This window comes from Rhizobium sp. 01T444, assembly GCF_056398305.1.
Genome location: NZ_JBFTPD010000003.1, coordinates 610,023 through 626,821, shown reverse-complemented (window position 1 = coordinate 626,821; position 16,799 = coordinate 610,023). Strand labels below are relative to the sequence as shown.

The following is a 16,799-nucleotide window of genomic DNA, read 5'->3' as shown; positions in this document are numbered from 1 at the left end:
GGGCGAGACCGTGCGCATCATGTATGTGCATGTGCCCTCCGCCTGGCTCTCCATGATGTGCTATACGATCATGAGCATTTCAGCGATCGGCACGCTCGTCTGGCGCCATCCGCTGGCGGATGTTTCGGCCAAGGCCGCAGCTCCGCTCGGCGCTGCCTTCACGCTCCTTGCACTCGTCACCGGCTCACTCTGGGGCAAGCCCATGTGGGGCACATGGTGGGTCTGGGATGCGCGGCTGACCTCCGTCTTCATCCTCTTCCTGATGTATCTCGGCCTGATCGCGCTGAACCGCGCCATGGATGAGCCCTCGAAGGCTGCGCGCGTCACCGCCGTCCTCATTCTCGTCGGCTTCGTCAATATTCCGATCATCAAGTTTTCGGTCGACTGGTGGAACACGCTGCATCAGTCTGCAAGCGTCCTGCGCCTCGATGGACCGGCGATCGATCCGGAATTCCTGCGCCCGCTGCTGATCATGGCGATCGCCTTCACCCTGCTCTTCTTCACGCTGCATCTGATGGCGATGAGAAACGAGATCTGGCGCCGCCGCATCGCCTCCCAGCGCCGCATGGCCGCCCGCATGGCAAGCCGGGAGGACTGACGATGGGCTCCTACGCCTTCTACGTCTACGGCTCCTATGGCTTTGCCGCTGTAGTGACGATCGCAGTGACGCTCTGGACCTGGACTGACGGGCGTGCACGCCAGAAGGAATTGGCAGCGCTTGAAGCCGCCGGTATCCGTCGCCGTTCCGCCAGACCGAAGGACGACGAATGACTGCGGCTCCACAAGAGAATAGGCCGAAAAGCCGCAGCGTCAGTCGCTATGCGCTTGCCCTGATCCCGCTGCTCGTCTTCGGCGGCATCGCAGCAACGGCAGCCAAAATGCTCTACGACCAGGATTTTCATGGCAAGAATATCGCCGAAATTCCCTCGGCTTTAATCGGCACCAAGGCGCCGTCGCTGAACCTGCCGCCGCTCGAAGGCTCCAATCTGCCGGCGCTGACGGATGAAGCGGTCAAGGGCAAGCTCACCCTCGTCAACGTCTTCGCCTCCTGGTGCATTCCCTGCCGCGATGAACATCCCCTTCTCAAGCAGCTTGCCGAGAATGGGCGGCTGAACATCGTCGCGATCAACTACAAGGACAAGAACGAGAACGCCTTGCGTTTCCTCGGTGAACTCGGCAATCCCTACCACGCCATCGGCGTCGACCCGAACGGCAAGGCGGCGATCGACTGGGGCGTCTACGGCATTCCGGAAAGCTATCTTGTCGCGCCCGATGGCACGATCATCTACAAGCGTGTCGGCCCCTTCGACGATATCAGCCTAAAGGAAGGTCTTTTTCCAGCAATGGAAAAGGCACTGGGCAAGCCGCTTTCCTAGAGTTTTCCTGGTGAGATTGCAGAATTCTGACCAGGAAAGGCTCTAAACACCGCCCTGCCAGACCTTGATCGCTTCGACCGGCCAGATCAGCATCAGCACATTCAGCGTGAGATTGTCCCGGATCATATAACCGGTGAAAATCTCGAAGAAGATGGCAATGGCAACGGTCAGCGCCACAGGCGCTCTCGAGGCGAAAAAGAAGCCGATGGCCATGAAGATCGTGTCCATGGCCGAATTGATGATGCTGTCGCCGTAATAGTCGAGCGAGATCGTCGCCGTGCGGTAGCGATCGATGATCAGAGGCGAATTTTCCAGAAGCTCCCAGCCGGATTCGATGAGAACAGCCAGGAGCAGGCGCGCCGCAAACGGCTTGCCTCGTAGCACGAGATGCGCCAGCCCGTAGAACAGGAAACCGTGAATGATATGCGACGGCGTGTACCAGTCGGACAGGTGCTGGGAATTGCCGCTGGAATTGACCGTGCCTTCCCACAGCTTGACATAGCCGCAAGTGCAGATCGGGACCCGGCCCATCAGATATTCGGCAACGATCTGCGCGACCAGCACCGCAAGGCAGGCGGAAAACCAGAAGATCTGATGCCGTGACCGGTCGGTGCCCTCGATAACAGTCACTTTTCGCTTTCAGCCTCGGTGGAAATGCTGTGCTTCAGCACCAGCGGCATCTGCGCCATGGTGAAGATGATGGTGATCGGCATCGTGCCCCAGACCTTGAAGGTAATCCAGAAATTATCCGAGAAATTACGCCAGACGACTTCGTTCAGCACCGCAAGAAATAGGAAGAAGATACCCCAGCGGATCGTCAGCTTGCGCCAGCCTTCGGCATCGAGCTGGAAGGCGGCGTTGAAGACATAGCCGAGCAGCGACTTGCCGAAGGCGAGGCCGCCAAGCAGGGCAAAACCGAAGAGCGCATTGACGATCGTCGGCTTCATCTTGATGAAGGTTTCGTTCTGCAGCCAGATCGACAGAGAACCGAAGATCAACACGACGATGCCCGAAACGAAGGGCATGATCGGCAGATGGCCGAGCATGATCTTGGAAACCACCAGCGAGAGAATAGTTGCGCCCATGAACAGCCCGGTCGCCACGAAGAGCGGACCGCCGAGTTCGGCCAATGCCGGAAAACGCGCGACAAGCCATTCACCACGCAGATTGGCAAAGAAAAAGACCATAAGCGGTCCGAGTTCCAGCGCCAGTTTCAGAAGCGGATGATGCCGGTCTGCGGCGCTGGGGGTAATATCGCTTTCAGTCGTCATGCTTCTTCAAACCTGCTTTTTTGCAATGCATGCAAGCCATCAACGGCTAATCTGTGGCATCATTGGCCAATGCCGGCAATGGCCTGCGCAAAATCCTCTGCCTCGAACGGTTCGAGATCGTCGACCCCTTCCCCGACACCAATGAAATAGACTGGCAGCTTATGCTTGGCGGAGATCGCTACCAGAATGCCGCCGCGCGCCGTGCCGTCAAGCTTGGTCATGATCAGCCCGCTGACGCCGGCGACATTGCGGAAGATTTCCACCTGATTGAGCGCGTTCTGGCCCGTCGTCGCATCGAGCGTCTGGAGAACGGTGTGCGGCGCATCCGGGTCGAGCTTGCCGAGCACGCGCACGATCTTGTCCAGCTCGGCCATCAGTTCCGCCTTGTTTTGCAGGCGGCCGGCCGTATCAATGATCAGCACATCGCATTTCCTGGCCTTCGCCTGCTCGAAGGCATCATAGGCAAGGCCTGCCGCATCCGCACCGAGCTTGGTGCCGATGAATTCGGACTTGGTGCGATCGGCCCAGATCTTCAGCTGCTCGATGGCCGCAGCACGGAACGTATCGCCAGCCGCCAGCATCACCTTCAGGCCGGAGCCGGATAGCTTCGCCGCAAGCTTACCGATCGTCGTCGTCTTGCCGGTGCCGTTGACGCCGACAACGAGGATCACATGCGGCTTATGCGAAAGATCGAGCTGCAGCGGCTTGGCGACCGGCTTCAGCACCTTAGCGATTTCGTTCGCCATGATACGGCTGACATCTTCACCGGTCACATCCTTGCCGTAACGCTCCGAAGCGAGCGTATCGGTCACCCGCATAGCCGTCTCGACGCCGAGGTCGGCCTGGATGAGCAGGTCTTCGAGATCCTGAAGCGTCTCGTCGTCAAGCTTGCGCTTGGTGAAGAGTGCGGTGATCTGGCCAGTAAGCTGCGAGGAGGTGCGCGCCAGACCATTGCGCAGGCGCTGGAACCAGGAGAGTCTCGGCTGCGGCGCGGCTACCGGTTCCGGTTCAGCGGCCGGTCCGGTGGCGAAGCCTTTGGGAAGGATGGGGTTCGGTGCCGACCTGTCGGAAGTGGCACCCTCCTCTGTCCTGCCGGACATTTCCCCAAGAGGGGAGATCGGCATGGAACTAGAATCCTGCTCTAGCTCAGCCGAAATTTCCAGGGCGTCGCGAGTCGGAATCTCTTCTGGAAATGTCTCAGTTGGCTCGACCCTGCCTTCCGCTCTTACGGCAGCATCATCCTCCAAATGATCTTTCCCCTTGTGGGGGAGATGTCCCGAAGCGACAGAGGGGGGTGCCACCGCGACGTCATCTGCAGCCGCTTCCGCTTCGGCTTCCAGCAGCGACAAGGGCACGACACCCATATCGCTCAGATCATCGKCGATCGGGAGCAATTCCGGCTCGCCTTCAATAGGCTCCTGTTCTGCTACAGCTTCATCGAGATCGGCCGCAGGTCCGCCAGCCGTGTCCATCTCCTCGGCAAGAACTGGATCGTCAGCAACTGGCAGATCTTCGTCGCGCGAGCGCGGCTCCAGCTCCCTTTCAACTGCCTCCGGCACAGGCTCTTCCGCCGGCTTGCCGAAGGTGAAGACCTTTTTGATGAAACTGAGCGCCATGAGCCGTCCGTGAAGTCAGGCCGCCGCGGCAGCCGTCAATTGCATGTGGAGATGCTTGCCGTCGTGGCCTGATATCGTCGCTTCGACGATATCGCGCGGGCGAAGACCGGGGACAGTGACAAGCGTGAAGTTTTCCGTATGGGCAAGACCGTTATTTTCCACCAGCAGCCATTGCCCCGTTCCGACCATCTTGTCCAGATGGCGCTGGTGCAGCATCTGTCCAGTGGCGCGGAGGCGAGCGGCGCGATCCTTAATGAGCGAGCGATCGAGCTGCGGCATGCGCGCGGCAGGCGTGCCGGGCCGTGGGCTGTAGGGGAAGACGTGCAGATGCGCGATGTCGGCTTCTTCGGCGAGGCGCGCCGCGTTCTCGAACATCGCTTCGGTTTCCGTCGGGAAGCCGGCGATCATGTCTGCGCCGAAACTTATCTCCGGCCGCAGCCGGCGCACGTCTTCGATGAAACGCAGAGCATCGGCACGCAGATGGCGGCGTTTCATGCGCTTTAGGATCATGTCATCGCCGTGCTGCAGGGAAAGATGCAGATGCGGCATGAAACGCGGTTCGTCCGCGATGAGGTCCATGAGATGGCGATCGGCCTCGATACTGTCGATCGACGATAGCCGCAGCCTGCGTATGTCAGGCACCTGCTTGAGCAGTGCCTTTGCGAGCAGACCAAGCGTCGGCTCGCCGGGAAGATCTGCGCCATAGCTGGTAGCATCGACGCCGGTCAGAACGATCTCGCGATAGCCGCTGTCAACGAGATTGCGGGCCTGATCGACCACGGCCCCCATCGGCACCGAACGCGAATTGCCGCGGCCATAGGGGATAATGCAGAATGTGCAGCGATGGTCGCAGCCGTTCTGCACCTGGATGAAGGCGCGCACGTGGCCGTCAATATGCTTGACCATCTGTGGCGCGGTGTGGCGCACACTCATGATATCGTTGACACGAAGCTTCTCTTCCGCCGAAACGCCGAAATCCGGAAGCGCGCGATAAGAGGCAGCCTTCAGCTTCTCCTCATTGCCGAGCACGGCATCAACCTCGGCCATTTCCGCGAAGGTCTGCTTTTCAGTCTGGGCGGCACAGCCAGTGACGATGATGCGGGCATGCGGATTGTCGCGGCGCGCGCGGCGTATCGCCTGGCGGGCCTGGCGCACGGCCTCGCCGGTCACGGCGCAGGTATTGACCAGAATGGCATTGTTGAGCCCGGCCGCTTCCGCCTGCGATCTCATGACTTCGGATTCATAGGTATTGAGACGGCAGCCGAAGGTAATGACCTCGACGCCGCTCACCGCGCTTCCGCCCCACGTTCGGCATCGCGAGACCATGTGCCGGTCGAAGGATCGAGCGCACCGGACCATTCCCATTCGGCAGGGCCGGTCATGACAACATGGTCATCCTCGCGCCAGTCGATGACCAGCGGCTGGCGGATCGGGCTGGAGGCGACGTCGATCGTCACCTTGCGGCCGGTGCGGCCGGTGCGCGCAGCACTGACGGCAGAGGCACAGGCAGCCGAACCGCAGGCAAGCGTCAGGCCGGCGCCGCGCTCCCAGGTGCGTGTCCGCAGCGCCGAATCCGAGATGACCTGCGCCAGCGTGATATTGGCCTTTTCCGGGAACATCGGATGGTTTTCGAGCAGCGGCCCGAAACGTTCGAGATCGAAGCTCATCGGATCGCGGTCGACCCAGAAGATCGCATGCGGATTACCCATCGACATGGCCGAAGGCGAATGCAGCACCGGATTGTCGATCGGCCCGATCTGCAGCTCGATGCGGCTCGTATCGTGAAATTCTTCCGCGAGTGGAATACGATTCCATTCGAAAACCGGCCGGCCCATATCGACGGAGATCGTGCCATCCTCATGCTCGACTGCGTTCAGGATGCCGGCGACCGTCTGGAAGGTGAAGGCCTTCTTGCCGGTCTCGGCGGCCAGCGCCTGCACGACGCAACGCGTACCATTGCCGCAGGCCTGCGCCTTCGAGCCATCGGAATTGAGGATGTCGATATATGCGTCGGTTCCCTGGACCTTCGGATCATGGATCGCCATGATCTGATCGAATTGCGTCTCAGCATCGGCATTGAGTGCGATCGCCGCCTGCGGCGTCACCTTGTCGGTCCGCCCACGCATGTCGACAACCAGGATCTCGTTGCCAAGCCCGTTCATCTTCGCGAATTCGACCGTGTTACTCATCTGACTATTTCCGCTGCGTTTTGGCTGTATATGGCGGAAATGCTCGGGGATTACCAGTGGGTGAGCGCCAAGCGAGGTTCGCCCTCTTTCTTACGCATAAAAGCCAGGCCCCGCGAAATCAGAACGGGTACGGCACAGTCAGCCTTTGGAATCACGCAAAATCCAGATCTATCGCACCGTGCCCTCGGGATTGAGAGACGCCGCATGGGCTTCGACGATAGCAGCGGTAATCACCTTTCTGAGCTCGTAGACCAGCAAGCGGGACCGCTTGCGATCCAGGTCTTGTGCCGCCTTCGCCAAATTCAGGCCTTCCCGCAGAACTATATTATGGGCGCGCGCCAACGCCCAGCTTTCTATATCTGGGTTTATCATTTGATATCTCCGCCGATTCATTCGGCATCAAGGATATTCACGAATCATTTTACAGAATTTACTTAAGTAGAAAGTAGAATCAGAAGCTGAATATTTTGCAACTGGCATTCAGCGCGAATTCGGCTTGCCGATCAAAATATTCAACTAAATATGGGTGAATTTTAAAGCGGATATGTTAGTATATACAAATATGTACTTCCGTTGCCGCGACCGGCTGCATAGCGGAATATCCGCGCACCGCTCCTGCCGCACGACTTCAGACCACACGACTTCAGAAAAGTCCGCCACGACGTCGTTGAACGCATTCGCCTTGACTTTCCCGCGGCTTTCCTGTTTATCGCGCCCAATCTGCGACGAGTAACAGACTCCGAGCCGCCGACCGGGACTGGATTCCGGAGGTCAACACCCGACAGCGCGCTGCGCCCTCGGGTGCTTTTTGGCTTTGCGTCTTGTTTTCGTCAAGGAAAAGCACGACGTTCCAGGGCATCCAAAAACTCCCCGAAACGTATCAAGGAAGAGCCGATGTTTGAGAACCTCCAGGACCGTCTTGGTTCCATCCTGAATGGACTGACAGGCCGTGGCGCGCTTTCGGAAAGTGATGTTTCCGCAGCGCTGCGGGAGGTTCGCCGTGCGCTTCTGGAAGCCGACGTTTCGCTGGAGGTGGTCCGCTCCTTTACCGACCGCGTGCGTGAAAAGGCCGTTGGCGCCGAGATCCTGAAGTCGATCAAGCCCGGCCAGATGGTCGTCAAGATCGTCCATGACGAGCTCATCGAAATGCTCGGCGGCGAGGGTGTCGGTGTCGACCTTCATGCGGCCGCCCCAGTCGTCATCATGATGGTCGGCCTGCAGGGCTCCGGTAAGACGACGACGACGGCAAAGATCGCCAATCGCCTGACGACGCGCGAGAAGAAGAAGGTGCTGATGGCATCGCTCGACACGCGCCGTCCGGCAGCGCAAGAGCAGCTTCGCCAGCTCGGCGCTCAGGCAAACATCGACACCCTGCCTGTTATTGCCGGCCAGTCTCCGACCGATATCGCCGCCCGCGCCGTTCAGGCCGCCAAGCTCGGCGGCCATGACGTCGTCATTCTCGACACCGCCGGCCGTACCCATATCGACGAACCCTTGATGGTCGAAATGGCCGACATCAAGAAGAAGTCGAACCCGCACGAAATCCTGCTGGTCGCCGATAGCCTGACCGGCCAGGACGCCGTCAACCTTGCCCGCAACTTCGATGAACGTGTCGGCATCACCGGCCTCGTACTGACCCGCATGGATGGCGATGGACGCGGCGGTGCAGCCCTTTCCATGCGCGCCGTCACCGGCAAGCCGATCAAGCTGATCGGCGTCGGCGAACGAATGGGCGAACTGGAGGAATTCCATCCCCGTCGTATCGCTGACCGTATCCTCGGCATGGGCGATATCATCTCGCTCGTCGAGAAGGCGGCTGAAAACATCGACGCCGAAAAGGCGGCTGCCATGGCCGCCAAGATGGCCAAGGGCAAGTTTGACCTGAACGACCTCGCCGACCAGCTGCGTCAGATGCAGAAGATGGGCGGCATGGGCGGCATCATGGGCCTGATGCCCGGTATGGCCGGCATGAAGGACAAGATGGCCGCCGCCGGCTTGGACGACAAGCTGTTCGGCCGCCAGATCGCCATCATCCAGTCGATGACAAAGGCGGAGCGCGCCAATCCCGACCTGCTCAAGCATTCGCGCAAGAAGCGTATCGCTGCCGGTTCCGGCACCGATGCGGCTGCCATCAACAAGCTCCTGAAGATGCATCGGCAGATGGCCGACATGATGAAGATGATGGGCGGCAAGGGCAAAGGCGGCATGATGAAGCAGATGATGGGCGGCCTTGCCGGCAAAATGGGGCTGGGGGGCCTCGGCGGCATGGGCGGCATGCCTGATCTCTCGAATATCGACCCGAAGCAGCTTGAAGCGCTGCAGAAGCAGGCGGAGGCCGCGGGTCTCGGAAAGCCGGGTGGGGGTATGCCCGGTCTAGGCGGAGGCTTGCCGGGCGGATTGCCCGGTCTTGGCGGCGCAAAGCTGCCGGGCCTCGGTGGTGGTTTCCCGGGCCTGCCCGGATTGCCCAAGAAGAAGTGAAAGGATCGCCTGCCCCATGATTGATCCAGACGTCAAAGCCCAGCTTTCGAGCTACCGCCAGTCGATCGACAATATCGATGCGGCGCTCGTCCACATTCTGGCCGAACGCTTTCGCTGCACCAAAGAGGTCGGCGTGCTGAAGGCTAAGTACAAGTTGCCGCCGGCCGATCCGGCGCGCGAGGAATACCAGATCGCTCGTCTTCGTCAGCTTGCCGAAGATGCGCATCTGGACCCGGATTTCGCCGAGAAGTTCCTGAACTTCGTCATCAAGGAAGTCATCCGGCATCATGAGCAGATCGCTGCGGACCACGCTGAACAGAGCGCCGCAGCCCKATAACCATGCCGCTCAACGAAGCGGTTCAAGAAAAGCCTAAGGAGTAAAGAATATGGCACTGAAAATTCGTCTCGCACGCGGTGGTTCCAAGAAGCGCCCGTACTACCACGTCGTTCTCGCCGATGCCCGCAGCCCGCGTGACGGCCGCTTCCTCGAGAGCCTCGGTTCCTGGAACCCGATGCTCGCCAAGGACGACGAAAAGCGCGTTCAGCTGAACGGCGAGCGCATCAAGCACTGGCTCGACCAGGGCGCGCTGCCGACCGACCGCGTCCTGCGCTTCCTCGACGAAGCCGGCATCTCCAAGCGCGAAACCCGCAACAACCCGGAAAAGGCAAAGCCGGGCAAGAAGGCTCAGGAGCGCGCTGCCGAAAAGGCTCAGAAGGCTGCTGACGCCGCTGAAGCTGCTGCTTCCGCCGAATAATCGGTTTCGACCCAATCCGGACGGGCGGCATGGCGACATGCCGCCCGTTTTCGTTTCCATTCCCACGCACTTCGTTTATGAGAAGCGTGATCTCAGCTTCTTGCCTGCGTTCGAATGAAGGAACCCATGACCAAGCTTGAAAATCCGGTGCTGATGGCAACCATCGGCGGCGCGCAGGGCATTCGCGGCGAAGTGCGTGTAAAGGCCTATACGGCCGATCCGACCGCGCTCGGCGACTATGGCCACCTGCACAGCATGGATGGACGCGTTTTCGAAGTTCTCGAATTGCGCGAAATGAAGAACATCGTCGTCGTCCGCTTCCGCGGCGTCAACGACCGCAACGCCGCCGAGGCGTTGAACGGCCTGGAACTCTATATCGAACGCGACAATCTGTCGGATGAGGAACTGGAGGACGACGAGTTCTTCTATGCCGATCTGGAAGGGCTCGAAGCCTTCGACGATCAGGGCATCAGTTACGGCACAGTGACCGGGGTCTTCGATTTCGGCGCCGGCGATCTTCTGGAGCTCAAAGGTCCCGGCAAACGTCCGGTGCTGATCCCCTTTTCGGAAGCCTCCGTGCTGGAAATCGACCTTGAAGCCGGCAAGCTGCTCATTAATCCGCTTGCAGCCGGCCTCGTCGACAATCCCGACGACCTGAAGGGGCTCGCCCCCGGCAAGCCGAAGAAAAAGAAGTAGGCGCCATGGCTTTCCGGGCGACCGTGCTGACACTCTACCCGGAAATGTTTCCGGGCCATTTGGATTTTTCGCTCGCCGGCAAGGCGGCAGAGCGTGGACAATGGTCGCTCGATACCGTGCAGATCCGCGATTTTGCGGCGGATAAGCACCGAACCGTCGATGATACACCGGCCGGCGGCGGCGCCGGCATGGTGCTGAAGCCCGATGTACTCGCCCGGGCCATCGACAGCGCATCTGAAAATGACAACCGCCCGCGCTTGCTGATGAGCCCGCGCGGCAAACCGCTGACGCAGGAGCGCGTGCGGCAGCTGGCGGTCGGCGACGGGGTGATCATCGTCTGCGGCCGGTTCGAAGGCGTCGACCAGCGCGTGATCGAGGCACGCGAACTCGAGGAAGTCTCGATCGGCGATTACGTACTGTCAGGCGGCGAGCCGGCAGCGTTGATCCTGCTCGACGCGATCGTGCGCATCCTTCCGGGCGTCATGGGCAATGACCTCTCCGGCCTGCATGAAAGCTTCGAAGGCGGACTTCTGGAACATCCGCATTATACCCGCCCGCAGGAATGGGAAGGCCGCGAGATACCGGCGATCCTCACTTCCGGCAATCACGGCGCCATCGAGAAGTGGCGCCATGAACAATCCGTCTCGCTGACAAAAGAACGGCGGCCAGACCTGATTGGGGCGCAGAAGCCCGAAAAAGCGGGCTGATTTCACAAATTTGTCGCCCAAGGGATGACAGGTGGAAGTCTTTCGTGTAATGGCGCACGCGGAAATGGGGTTTAACCCTGTCTGCCAGCAAACAAAGAATGGCGAATCCGCTCCCGCCCGCAAAGGCAAACTCCGGAGGCATCGACCGAAGGACAGTGTGAGCGCTCTGGCTGTTTCAGAAGAACCAAAGGTTAAGACGATGAACATCATTCAGCAGCTTGAGGCCGAACAGGCCGCCAAGATCGAAGCCAAGCGCACCCTTCCTGAATTCTCCCCGGGCGACACCGTCCGTGTCAACGTGAAGGTCACGGAAGGCAACCGTACCCGCGTTCAGGCCTACGAAGGCGTTTGCATCGCGCGCTCCGGCGGCGGTCTGCAGGAAAACTTCACGGTCCGCAAGATCTCCTACGGCGAAGGCGTCGAACGCGTATTCCCGGTCTACTCCCCGATGATCGAAAGCGTCGAAGTCGTTCGCCGCGGTAAGGTCCGTCGCGCCAAGCTCTACTACCTCCGCGATCGTCGCGGTAAGTCGGCTCGTATCGTCGAGAACACCGGCACCCGCGCCCGCAAGCTCAACGATGCCGAGCGTCAGGCCCTTGCCGAGGAAAAGGCACGTATCGAAGCTGAAAAGGTTGCAGCAGCTCAGGCTCTTGCCGCCGAAAAGGCAGCAGCAGAAGCCGCTGAAGCAAAGGCCGCCGCAGAAGCTGCAGCCGCTGCTGAAGGTTCGGCTGAATAAGCAGCTCGCGAAAGCGAAATCATTGCATGGGAAAGGCGGTCTTTGGGCCGCCTTTTCTTTTTTGCGCCAGTGTGCAGCGCTTGCAGCCTTGCCATATCAGCATCTTCCATGACAATTCTGCCGTTCAAATATTGGGGAGCCACACCATGTTCTTTCGCCGCACTGTTCTTGCCAGCCTGACCGCCGCAATGCTTTCGCCGCTCGCAGCTTTCGCCGGCAGCCTGCCGGACCTTGGCGGCAAGACTGTCGTCGTGGTGACGGAAAACGCCTATCCGCCGCTGCAGTTCGTCGACCCCAAGTCCGGTCAGCAGATCGGCTGGGAATATGACGCGATGAACGAGATTGCCAAGCGGCTGAACTTCAAGGTCGAATACCAGAACACCAGCTGGGACGCGATGATCCAGGCCGTATCCGACGGCCAGTACAATATCGGCATGACCGGCATCACCATCAAGGACGATCGCAAGCAGAAGGTTGATTTCTCCGATCCCTATATGCGCTCGCAGCAATTCATGCTTGTTCGTGGCGATGAGAAGCGTTTCACCGACGCCAAGAGCTTCGGTGCCTTCAACGATGGCCTGATCGGCGCCCAGCCCGGCACTTCGCCTTTCTATACCGCCGTCTATGAAATCCTGGATGGCAACGAACAGAACCCGCGCATCAAGCTCTTCGAAACCTTCGGCGCAACCGTGCAGGCTCTGAAGACCGGCGATGTCGATCTCGTCCTGACCGACAGTGTCGCTGCCAAGGGTTATGTCGATTCTTCGAATGGCGGGCTGAAGGTCGTCGGTGAACCGCTCGGCACCGAGGATTTCGGCTTCATCTTCCCGAAGGGTTCCGATCTCGTCGCTCCTGTCAATGCCGCCATTGCCGACCTGAAGGCGGACGGCACCTTTGATGCACTGAACAAAAAGTGGTTCCTCGACTACAAGATGGGCCAGTAGTCCCCCGAGCGATCGCAGATGGCATTACCACCATCCCCGCGACACGAGAAGGACGACCGTCCCTGGTGGCTGGTCGTCCTTGTTCTGATCGGCGTCGTTCTCGCCGTCGTCATCATTACCAACGATATTTACACGCAGGTCTTCCGGACCGTCGTGAATGGTGCCGGCATTACCGTCTTCGTGACGCTCGTCGCCTTTGTGCTGGCGACCATGCTCGGTCTGGGCATTGCGCTACTTGGCCTCTCCGACAATATCGTGCTGCGCCAGATCGCCCGCTTCTACATCGAGATCATCCGGGGCATTCCAATCCTCGTGCTGCTCTTCTATATCGCCTTCGTCGGCGCGCCGGACGTTGTCGCAGCCTATAATTTCCTGATCACCCCCCTGGTGAAGGCCGGTATTGCCGAGCCGATCCTCGTGCGTGATCTGTCGCTGATGTGGCGCGCCATCATCGCCCTGATGATCGGCTATTCCTCTTTCATCGCCGAAATCTTTCGCGCCGGTTTCCAGTCGGTCGATATCGGCCAGATCGAGGCGGCCAAGTCGCTCGGCCTGTCGCGCTACCGCCGTTTCAGGCTCGTTGTCTTCCCGCAAGCGATCCGGGTGATCTTCCCGCCGCTCTCCAACGACTTCGTCTCGATGGTGAAGGATTCCTCCCTCGTCTCCGTTCTCGGCGTCGCCGACATCACGCAGATGGGCAAGGTCTATGCCTCCGGCTCCTTCCGCTTCTTCGAGACCTATTCGATCGTCACCTATATCTACCTGATCCTGACAATCGGCCTGTCGCTCTTTCTGCGGCGGATCGAGAAGAAGATGAAGCAGATGCCGCGACGCTAGAGCCGTCGCACGATTCGAATTGCCGTTTCGATCAAAAATCGCTATATCCAGCGCCATGGAATCCAAGTTCAGATGCATCGGTGCGCATATTTTCGTGCTGCAGGACCATTATCGCCTGCCGGCACGTTTCTTTGCGTCCGTTTCCGGTGCGCTCAACAGCCGACTTCGTTGATCGAATGACGGCCGGCGGAGCCTGTCCGCCATATCCTTAAATTCCATGCTCCAGCCAAAACGGACTATAGCCATGAGCGCACCGCGTACCCTTTACGACAAGATCTGGGCCGACCACCTGGTGGATGAACAGCCTGACGGCACCTGTCTTCTCTATATCGACCGTCACCTGGTCCATGAAGTCACCTCGCCGCAGGCCTTCGAAGGCCTGCGCATGACCCACCGCAAGGTTCGCGCGCCTGAAAAGACGCTTGCCGTCGTCGACCATAACGTTCCGACCTCACCCGACCGCCATCTCGGCATCAAGAACGAGGAAAGCCGCATCCAGGTCGAAGCGTTGGCAACCAATGCGGCCGAATTCGGCGTCGAGTATTACTCGGCAAGCGACAAGCGTCAGGGCATCGTTCACATCGTCGGTCCGGAACAGGGTTTCACCTTGCCCGGCATGACCATTGTCTGCGGCGACAGCCACACCTCGACGCACGGCGCCTTCGGCGCGCTGGCGCATGGGATCGGCACCTCCGAGGTCGAACATGTCCTGGCGACCCAGACGCTGATCCAGAAGAAGGCGAAGAACATGCTGGTGCGGGTCGACGGCCTGCTTCCACCGCATGTAACCGCCAAGGACATCATCCTCGCCATCATTGGCGAGATCGGCACGGCCGGCGGCACCGGCCACGTCATCGAATTTGCGGGCGAAGCTATCCGCGCGCTGTCGATGGAAGGCCGCATGACGATCTGCAACATGACGATCGAAGGCGGAGCCCGCGCTGGTCTGATCGCCCCTGACGAAAAGACCTTCGAATACATCAAGGGCAAGCCGCGTGCGCCGAAGGGCGAGGCGCTGGAACAGGCGATTGCCTACTGGAAGACACTGCAGACCGATGAAGGCGCTCATTACGACCGCGTCGTCGTACTCGATGCTGCCAACCTGCCGCCGATCGTATCCTGGGGTTCCTCACCCGAGGACGTGATTTCCGTGCAGGGTATCGTACCGAACCCTGACGATATCCAGGACGAGACGAAGCGCACCTCCAAATGGCGCGCGCTCGACTATATGGGGCTGAAGCCGGGCACCAAAATGACCGATATCACCCTCGACCGCGTCTTCATCGGCTCCTGCACCAACGGCCGCATCGAGGATCTGCGCGAGGTCGCCAAGGTTGTTGAAGGCAAGACCGTTGCGTCGACCGTCGATGCCATGATCGTTCCGGGCTCTGGCCTCGTGAAGGAACAGGCGGAAGCCGAAGGCCTCGACAAGATCTTCAAGGCGGCCGGTTTCGACTGGCGCGAGCCGGGTTGCTCCATGTGCCTTGCCATGAACGACGACCGCCTGAAGCCGGGCGAGCGTTGCGCATCAACCTCGAACCGCAATTTTGAAGGCCGCCAGGGCTTCAAGGGCCGCACGCATCTCGTCTCGCCGGCCATGGCCGCCGCAGCCGCGATTGCCGGCCACTTCGTCGATATCCGCGAGTGGAACTGATCTTTCTCGCACATCTGACATGACAAAAGCCCGGCGCTCGCGCCGGGCTTTTGCTTTCAAGGACCTGGCAATGACACTCTTTTGATCGGTTTTCACCCTTTCGGATAATCGACTTGGCCATTCGCTTATGTGCGTGATGGGATCCGCGTTTCAGGAATGGACGTGTTCGAGTTGATATCGCCGGGAGTATGATCGATGAGAAAGAGATTGTTGGCAGTTCTGCCGATCGCGGCCCTCACCGCTTTTGCCACCGTGGCGCCGGTCGATACGGGTATTGCCGCTCCGCTCTATGCAGAACCGCCCGCCATTGCTGGCATCGTCTATCTCGCGCAGGCGCAGCGCGGCTACTGGAATGGATATCGTGGCTACCGTACGCAGCGTCCCGGCTACCGGCAGGGACCGGATGGCTATTGGTATCCTTCGCGGGCATTCCGGGGAAGTGCGGACTATACCGGCTCCATCCGGACGGAGCCCCGGCTGAGGAACACCTGTGACTATGGGTTCCGGCCGACCAACGGCTCTCACTACTGCAATTACTAGAAAGCGGATTGAAAGGCGGCGGCCGATTTGACAGCCGCCGCCTGCTTTACCGCTTAGAACGTCGCCGTGTACGGATCCGGGCCCATGCGAGCGCCGGCGCTATCGAGCTTGGCGATCGCGGCCATGTCTTCGCCATCCAGCTTGAAATCGAAGACATTGAAGTTCTCCTCGATGCGCGAGGGCGTCACCGACTTCGGAATGACGACGAGGTCGGTATCGATGTGCCAACGGATGATCACCTGCGCCGGCGTCTTGCCGTGCTTGGCAGCAATCTGACCGATGACCGGATTGGAAATGAAGCGGCCCTGACCGAGCGGGCTCCAGGATTCCGTGACGATGTTCAGCTTCTTATGCGCTTGCTGCGCCGCCTTCTGCTGAAAGTCCGGATGCAGTTCGATCTGGTTGATGACGGGAACCACGCCTGTATCGCCGACGATATGGTCGAGATGGTCCGTATAGAAGTTCGACACACCGATGGAGCGGACGCGACCTTCTTCCCGCAAGCGCACGAAAGCCTTCCAGGTTTCGCGATAAAGTCCGCGATGTGGCGACGGCCAGTGGATGAGATAGAGATCGATATAATCGCTACCGAGCTTCTTCAGGCTGACCTCGAAGGCACGCAGTGCATTTTCATAGCCCTGATCGGTATTGCGCAGTTTCGTGGTGACGAAGATATCCTTGCGGTCGATGCCGGAGGAGCGGATGCCTTCGCCGACGCCCTCTTCGTTGTCATAACCGGACGCCGTATCGATGTGGCGATAGCCGGCGGCCAGTGCGGTGCGCACGGTCGGAGCCGCGATATCTTGCGGCGTCTGCCAGACGCCGAGACCTACCTGGGGAATGGAATGTCCGTCGTGGAAAGTAATGATGGGCTGAGTGGTCACAATATATCTCCGGAAGTTTGAAGGAATGGCCAAGACACGAATTGAATGGGGCATGAATTGAAGCCGTGAAGCGGTTTTCCCTGGACGCATCGCAGCCCGCGCGTCCGGTCGAAAGT

At 59.8% G+C, this 16,799-nt stretch carries 20 protein-coding genes; 13 read left to right on the top strand and 7 right to left on the bottom strand.

Going from position 1 to position 16,799, the window contains the following annotated elements; all coding sequences use genetic code 11:
- The 3 genes from AC1DTN_RS08400 to AC1DTN_RS08390 form a co-directional block, all read left to right on the top strand.
- The coding region (locus tag AC1DTN_RS08400; RefSeq protein ID WP_477920386.1) for a heme ABC transporter permease at nucleotides 1–598 on the top strand (598 nt) is incomplete at its 5' end.
- 2 nt (nucleotides 599–600) lie between these two features.
- Nucleotides 601–771, top strand: a complete 171-nt coding sequence (gene ccmD / locus AC1DTN_RS08395; protein WP_477821925.1) for a heme exporter protein CcmD — start codon at nucleotides 601–603, stop codon at nucleotides 769–771.
- Nucleotides 768–1,376: a DsbE family thiol:disulfide interchange protein gene (locus tag AC1DTN_RS08390; RefSeq protein WP_477920385.1), complete on the top strand. Its 609-nt coding sequence runs from the start codon at nucleotides 768–770 to the stop codon at nucleotides 1,374–1,376. The genes ccmD and AC1DTN_RS08390 overlap by 4 nt, the downstream gene beginning before the upstream one ends.
- A 42-nt stretch (nucleotides 1,377–1,418) precedes the next feature.
- On the opposite strand, the gene AC1DTN_RS08385 is transcribed toward AC1DTN_RS08390, so the two are convergent.
- From AC1DTN_RS08385 to AC1DTN_RS08360, 6 genes are all read right to left on the bottom strand, one after another.
- Nucleotides 1,419–2,006: a DUF2585 domain-containing protein gene (locus AC1DTN_RS08385; RefSeq protein ID WP_439016800.1), complete on the bottom strand. Its 588-nt coding sequence runs from the start codon at nucleotides 2,004–2,006 to the stop codon at nucleotides 1,419–1,421.
- Nucleotides 2,003–2,647 (bottom strand): septation protein A, encoded by a 645-nt coding sequence (locus tag AC1DTN_RS08380; protein WP_113319771.1) that lies wholly within the window; start codon nucleotides 2,645–2,647, stop codon nucleotides 2,003–2,005. Before AC1DTN_RS08380 ends, AC1DTN_RS08385 begins: the two co-directional genes overlap by 4 nt.
- Nucleotides 2,648–2,706: 59 nt before the next feature.
- Nucleotides 2,707–4,263, bottom strand: a complete 1,557-nt coding sequence (gene ftsY / locus AC1DTN_RS08375; RefSeq protein WP_477920384.1) for a signal recognition particle-docking protein FtsY — start codon at nucleotides 4,261–4,263, stop codon at nucleotides 2,707–2,709.
- Nucleotides 4,264–4,278: 15 nt separating this feature from the next.
- Nucleotides 4,279–5,553 carry a tRNA (N(6)-L-threonylcarbamoyladenosine(37)-C(2))-methylthiotransferase MtaB gene (gene mtaB / locus AC1DTN_RS08370; protein WP_477920383.1) on the bottom strand — a complete coding sequence of 425 codons (1,275 nt, stop codon included), beginning with the start codon at nucleotides 5,551–5,553 and terminating at the stop codon, nucleotides 4,279–4,281.
- Nucleotides 5,550–6,452: a diaminopimelate epimerase gene (dapF, locus tag AC1DTN_RS08365; protein WP_477920381.1), complete on the bottom strand. Its 903-nt coding sequence runs from the start codon at nucleotides 6,450–6,452 to the stop codon at nucleotides 5,550–5,552. Before dapF ends, mtaB begins: the two co-directional genes overlap by 4 nt.
- A gap of 168 nt (nucleotides 6,453–6,620) precedes the next feature.
- Nucleotides 6,621–6,845 carry a hypothetical protein gene (locus tag AC1DTN_RS08360; RefSeq protein WP_310385081.1) on the bottom strand — a complete coding sequence of 75 codons (225 nt, stop codon included), beginning with the start codon at nucleotides 6,843–6,845 and terminating at the stop codon, nucleotides 6,621–6,623.
- Between the two features lie 501 nt (nucleotides 6,846–7,346).
- Between AC1DTN_RS08360 and ffh the strand changes: the two genes are divergently transcribed.
- The 10 genes from ffh (at nucleotide 7,347) to AC1DTN_RS08310 (ending at nucleotide 15,799) form a co-directional block, all read left to right on the top strand.
- Entirely contained in the window at nucleotides 7,347–8,930 is a 1,584-nt protein-coding gene (ffh, locus tag AC1DTN_RS08355; RefSeq protein WP_113319776.1) for a signal recognition particle protein, read from the top strand.
- 16 nt (nucleotides 8,931–8,946) lie between these two features.
- Entirely contained in the window at nucleotides 8,947–9,267 is a 321-nt protein-coding gene (locus AC1DTN_RS08350) for a chorismate mutase (protein ID WP_477920380.1), read from the top strand.
- Between the two features lie 49 nt (nucleotides 9,268–9,316).
- Nucleotides 9,317–9,685 (top strand): 30S ribosomal protein S16, encoded by a 369-nt coding sequence (gene rpsP / locus AC1DTN_RS08345; RefSeq protein WP_113319777.1) that lies wholly within the window; start codon nucleotides 9,317–9,319, stop codon nucleotides 9,683–9,685.
- A 126-nt stretch (nucleotides 9,686–9,811) separates the two neighbouring features.
- Nucleotides 9,812–10,381: a ribosome maturation factor RimM gene (gene rimM / locus AC1DTN_RS08340; protein ID WP_477920379.1), complete on the top strand. Its 570-nt coding sequence runs from the start codon at nucleotides 9,812–9,814 to the stop codon at nucleotides 10,379–10,381.
- Between the two features lie 5 nt (nucleotides 10,382–10,386).
- Nucleotides 10,387–11,088: a tRNA (guanosine(37)-N1)-methyltransferase TrmD gene (gene trmD, locus AC1DTN_RS08335; protein ID WP_310385092.1), complete on the top strand. Its 702-nt coding sequence runs from the start codon at nucleotides 10,387–10,389 to the stop codon at nucleotides 11,086–11,088.
- 199 nt (nucleotides 11,089–11,287) lie between these two features.
- Nucleotides 11,288–11,824 (top strand): 50S ribosomal protein L19, encoded by a 537-nt coding sequence (gene rplS, locus AC1DTN_RS08330; RefSeq protein ID WP_037070794.1) that lies wholly within the window; start codon nucleotides 11,288–11,290, stop codon nucleotides 11,822–11,824.
- Between the two features lie 146 nt (nucleotides 11,825–11,970).
- The gene (locus tag AC1DTN_RS08325) at nucleotides 11,971–12,768 is read left to right on the top strand and encodes a basic amino acid ABC transporter substrate-binding protein (protein ID WP_113319779.1); all 798 of its coding nucleotides are present in this window, start codon (nucleotides 11,971–11,973) and stop codon (nucleotides 12,766–12,768) included.
- 18 nt (nucleotides 12,769–12,786) lie between these two features.
- A complete protein-coding gene (locus AC1DTN_RS08320; RefSeq protein ID WP_477920378.1) occupies nucleotides 12,787–13,605 on the top strand; it encodes an amino acid ABC transporter permease in 819 nt (272 codons plus the stop codon).
- 244 nt (nucleotides 13,606–13,849) lie between these two features.
- On the top strand, nucleotides 13,850–15,259 hold the full coding sequence (gene leuC, locus AC1DTN_RS08315) for a 3-isopropylmalate dehydratase large subunit (RefSeq protein WP_113319781.1): 1,410 nt from the start codon (nucleotides 13,850–13,852) through the stop codon (nucleotides 15,257–15,259).
- 195 nt (nucleotides 15,260–15,454) lie between these two features.
- The gene (locus tag AC1DTN_RS08310; RefSeq protein ID WP_113319782.1) at nucleotides 15,455–15,799 is read left to right on the top strand and encodes a cell surface protein; all 345 of its coding nucleotides are present in this window, start codon (nucleotides 15,455–15,457) and stop codon (nucleotides 15,797–15,799) included.
- A gap of 53 nt (nucleotides 15,800–15,852) precedes the next feature.
- Here AC1DTN_RS08310 and AC1DTN_RS08305 read toward each other — a convergent pair whose 3' ends face one another.
- Entirely contained in the window at nucleotides 15,853–16,683 is an 831-nt protein-coding gene (locus AC1DTN_RS08305; RefSeq protein ID WP_477920377.1) for an aldo/keto reductase, read from the bottom strand.
- Between the last annotated feature and the right edge of the window lie 116 nt (nucleotides 16,684–16,799).